The sequence below is a fragment of the Microbacterium sp. BF1 genome, assembly GCF_019279095.1.
In the GTDB taxonomy this organism is placed as follows: domain Bacteria; phylum Actinomycetota; class Actinomycetes; order Actinomycetales; family Microbacteriaceae; genus Microbacterium; species Microbacterium maritypicum.
The window spans coordinates 1-4,244 of sequence record NZ_JAGYWT010000206.1; the positions used below are offsets into that span (position 1 = coordinate 1).

Annotated in this window: 4 protein-coding genes; 3 read left to right on the top strand and 1 reads right to left on the bottom strand. The window is 63.5% G+C overall.

Going from position 1 to position 4,244, the window contains the following annotated elements; genetic code table 11:
• Nucleotides 1-94 precede the first annotated feature (94 nt).
• From KZA10_RS08740 to KZA10_RS08750, 3 genes are all read left to right on the top strand, one after another.
• Complete coding sequence (locus KZA10_RS08740) at nucleotides 95-1,273, top strand: hypothetical protein (protein ID WP_218682673.1); 1,179 nt, start codon at nucleotides 95-97, stop codon at nucleotides 1,271-1,273.
• Between the two features lie 71 nt (nucleotides 1,274-1,344).
• On the top strand, nucleotides 1,345-1,971 hold the full coding sequence (locus tag KZA10_RS08745) for a hypothetical protein (RefSeq protein ID WP_218682674.1): 627 nt from the start codon (nucleotides 1,345-1,347) through the stop codon (nucleotides 1,969-1,971).
• 86 nt (nucleotides 1,972-2,057) lie between these two features.
• Entirely contained in the window at nucleotides 2,058-2,564 is a 507-nt protein-coding gene (locus KZA10_RS08750; protein ID WP_218682675.1) for a hypothetical protein, read from the top strand.
• A gap of 18 nt (nucleotides 2,565-2,582) precedes the next feature.
• Here KZA10_RS08750 and KZA10_RS08755 read toward each other — a convergent pair whose 3' ends face one another.
• On the bottom strand, nucleotides 2,583-4,079 hold the full coding sequence (locus KZA10_RS08755; RefSeq protein WP_218682676.1) for a SulP family inorganic anion transporter: 1,497 nt from the start codon (nucleotides 4,077-4,079) through the stop codon (nucleotides 2,583-2,585).
• Nucleotides 4,080-4,244: the final 165 nt, after the last annotated feature.

Here is a 4,244-nt window from a genome sequence, read left to right on the forward strand (position 1 = left end):
CATCCGACTAGAGCAGTGATGGCCCTCGCCGCGGCGCTCAACCAATCGATCGAGAATCTCGCTGGGGGATCTGATGGCTAAAGATAACGAAGTCGTGAAAAACGGCACCATAGGCGGCGTTGTGGCATCCAATGCACTGCCGGATGACTTCCAGGACAAGGTCTTCAGGGCGATCGCCGTGCAGCGACCCGCTGTTGCTGCCTACATCAAGGAAGTGCGCCGCAAGAACCCAGCAGCCACTCCCGCGCAGGTGATGAAGACCATCGAGTCTCAGTACGTGGCGACGACGACAGCCGCGAGCGCCGCCATCGGGATGTCTTCGACTATCCCCGCCGTCGGCATCCCTGTCGCGCTCGGGCTCGGCGTTGCCGACCTGATCTTTTTCTACGAGACCACGGCGCTCTTTGCGCTCTGCATGGCAGAGCTGAGAGGCATCCCGGTCGACGATCCTGATCGGGCGAAGGTGATCGTTCTCGGTGCGCTCCTCGGAGAGAAGCGGAAGAGCCGCGTGTCCGAGATCGTGCTGGGGGCGCTACCTGTCGGCGTGACTGTGAACGGCGCGCGCGCCGTAGCGGGAGGTGCGCTCAGTGGAGCCGCTCCGAAATGGGGTGACCTGCTCGCGCAGCAGCTCCCCGACTCTGCTCTCGTCCCGGTGACAATGGTGCTAGCGAAGCAGGCCATCGCTCAGGGCACTGTCATGGGAGCAGTCAAGATCAGTTCCAAGGCGATCCCGGTCATCGGCGCAGTCGCCGGCGGAGCGACCAGCTTCTACTTCGGAAGTGGCGTCGTGAAGTCGTGCCGTGCCGGGTTCTCCGAGCCGGCAGCGGTGTGGCCGGATTGGCTTGAGCTGACAGACAGCGATGGCGACGGCATCCCGGATCCCTCGAAAGCAGTCGTCGCCATGCGCGCCGCATCTGAGTCGGCAAAAGACTTCGGAGAGAATGTGTGGGGCAAAATCGTCGATTCTACCGACGTGTTCCGCAGTGTTGATATCGACGGTGATGGGATTCCCGATGAGGCGCGCGCGGTAACCGCCGTGAAGGGCGTCGCGAACGCCGCTGGAGAGGCTGCGAAAGCGGTAGGCGGGGCAGCCGGTGGAGCCGCGAAGGCTGTGAGTGGGGCTGCGGGAGGCGCCGCCAAGGCTGTCGGTAGTGCTGCCTCGGGAGCCGCTGGCGCGGTCTCAGGGCTCTTAAAGCGTGGCAAGAAGAATGCCGAAGAGGGCATTCCCGAGGGGGTCGGCGCTGTGGCTGAGGTGGACTCGCTAGAGCCCTGATGAGTGCGCCTCGCTGCGATAGCTCATCCTTAGCCCAGTTCAGATTCTAAAAGATCGGCTTAAACGAGAACATGACAACGAAGGCCCAGACCAAGACGCCAGCATGGGCAAGAGTCCTGCTTGTCCTCGTCCTTGTCGGTGCGGCGGCAGTCGCGGGGGTTCTCATCGGTAGATTCTTCGGAGCCACCGAAGAGCGCGACACTCAAGTGCTGCGATCGATCACCCGCGAGCAGCAGGTCATTCTTCTGACAGCAGGCATAACTGAGATCAAGGAAGAACGCGAAAATCAGAGCTTCTTCGAGCTCTTCGACATTCCCGGTAGCGAACGAGTGATGTTCGTGCGATACGAGGTAGACGCCAAGTTCGGGATCGAGGGCGACGATGTCGCCGTTGCGCGAACCGGCGAGAACGCGTTCCGTGTCACGATGCCGGAGTTCATCTACCTCGGGTACGCAAACCCTCGCTTCGAAACTGCAACCGAGGCAAACGGACTTCTCAGCTGGACGACGCCTGCCATCGACAAGTTCAGCTTTGTCGAGGAGGAACTGTCTGATGAAGCCGTCGTGACCCACATCGAGGGCTTCCGCCCCGTGCTGGAAGAGCAAGCGCGAGCGTTCTACACGAACATCATCACCAGCATTGCTCCCGATGCCGCTATCGAGTTTGTCTTCACGAAGCAGTCCCCTTCGGCGGACTAGCCAGCTGCTGAAGCATGCTGGTGTATCGCGTTTGCTCCGCCGCGCGCCCGGCCGCGCTCGCGGATCATCTTTCATAGCCTCGGCACATGCCTCTGGGATCACTCGCCGACATCGTCACCGCGCTCACCGCCATCTTCGCCCTGCTTGCGGCGATCGCGGCGGCACGCCACGCGCGTCAGCTGTTCGGCGTCGAGGCGCGGCGCGACGAAGCCGCAGCTGCTCGTGAAAGACAGTCTCAGGCCAGCAAGGTTTTCGCCTGGGTCGCCTCCCGCATCGCGGACGAGACGACGTATGGTGTGGTCGTCGTGAACTCCTCCGAGCAGGCGATCTACGACGTCGAGGTGCGCGTGACGGATGCTCAAGCCCGCGAGCGCCGACCTGTCGTTCTCACGATCCTGCCGCCCGGTGCCTACTACTTGGGTGAGAGCTCGGAAGCGTATGGCTGGGAGTTCGCGTCGCGGCTTCGTTCATTCGATGACGAGATCCGTCCGGTCACGAAGTCCAAGAAGCGCCGCGTCCTGGCCATGTCATTCCGCGACAGCTCGAATCTTGCGTGGACCCGGGACGACGAGGGGATTCTGGAGGCTGCCTAGCGGTGTGACCGAGGGTACCTACTCGAACCCACCCGTCAGCCGCCCCCGCATCCGCTGACTACTCTCATTCATCCCGACGATCTCCACCGTCTTCCCCAACGCCTGGTACTTCGTCTCGATCGCATCCAGCGCCGCGACGGTCGACGCATCCCATACATGCGACCCCGACAGGTCGATGACGACCCGCGACGGATCGTCTGAGTACGAGAACAACGTCGTCAGGTCGTTGCTCGATGCGAAGAACAGCTCCCCGTCGACTACATAACGAGCCACAGAACCGGAAACAGAACGCGACACCGTGACGAAGTGCGCCACCCGCCGCACGAACAGCACCGACGCGACCAGCACCCCGCCGACGACCCCGACTGCCAGGTTGTGCGTGATCAAAACCAGCACCACCGTCGCGACCATCACCAAGGTCTCGCTCTTCGGCATCCGCTTCAACGTCGACGGACGCACGCTGTGCCAGTCGAACGCCCCGATCGCGACCATGATCATCACGGCCACGAGCGCTGCCATCGGGATCGTCCCGACGAAGTCGCCGAACACGACCACCAGCAAGAACAAGAAGAGGCCGGCGCAGAACGTCGAGATGCGGGTCCGCGCGCCGGATGCCTTCACGTTGATCATGGTCTGACCGATCACGGCGCAGCCGCCCATGCCGCCGAAGATCCCCGACAGCACGTTCGCCACACCCTGCCCCCACGCCTCGCGACTCTTGCGCGAGTGGGTGTCGGTGATCTCGTCGACGAGCTTCGCGGTGAGCAGCGACTCCAGCAGGCCCACCACCGCGACTCCGAGTGCGAACGGCGCGATGATCGTGAACGTCTCCCACGTCAGCGGAACGTTCGGGATGAAGAGAGAGGGCAGGCTCCGCGGCAGCTCTCCCTGGTCGCCGACCGTCGGCACCGTGATGCCGAACGCGAGCACGACACCCGTCACGATGACCACCGACACCAGCGGCGCCGGCACGATCTTGGTGATCTTCGGCATCACCAGCATCACGACGATCCCGAGCGCCACCAGTGGATACACCAGCCACGGCACATCGATCAGCTGCGGGAACTGCGAGCTGAACACGAAGATCGCCAGCGCGTTCACGAACCCGACCATGACGCTGCGGGGGATGAAGCGCATGAGCTTCGCGACGCCGACCACCCCGAGGATCACCTGGAAGATGCCCGCGAGGATGACGGTCGCAATGAAGTAGTCGAGCCCGTACATCGGCGCGACCGGCGCGATCACGAGCGCGACGGCTCCGGTCGCCGCGGTCACCATCGCCGGCCGCCCGCCGAGGAACGCGATCGAGACCGCCATGATGAACGACGAGAACAGCCCGACCTTGGGGTCGACGCCCGCGATCACCGAGAACGCGATGGCCTCGGGGATGAGCGCGAGTCCGACGACGAGACCTGCCAGCACCTCGCGGGTCAGCATCCGCGGATTCTTCAGCGCCGTCAGTACAGACGGGTTCGCCCGGTAGCGGGCACGATCATCGACCGTCGTTGCAGACATGGAGCTCCAGGGGAAGGCGCCTCGAGAATGAGGCAGACGCTCCAGCGTAGGGCGGAGCCGTCTCAGTCGCAGGCGATCCCGTCACCGTCGCGGTCGAGGTCGTACAAGTCTGGTCCGACCACCTGCTCGCCCTATTGCAGAGGTTCGGCCGCTGCCAGAACGAAC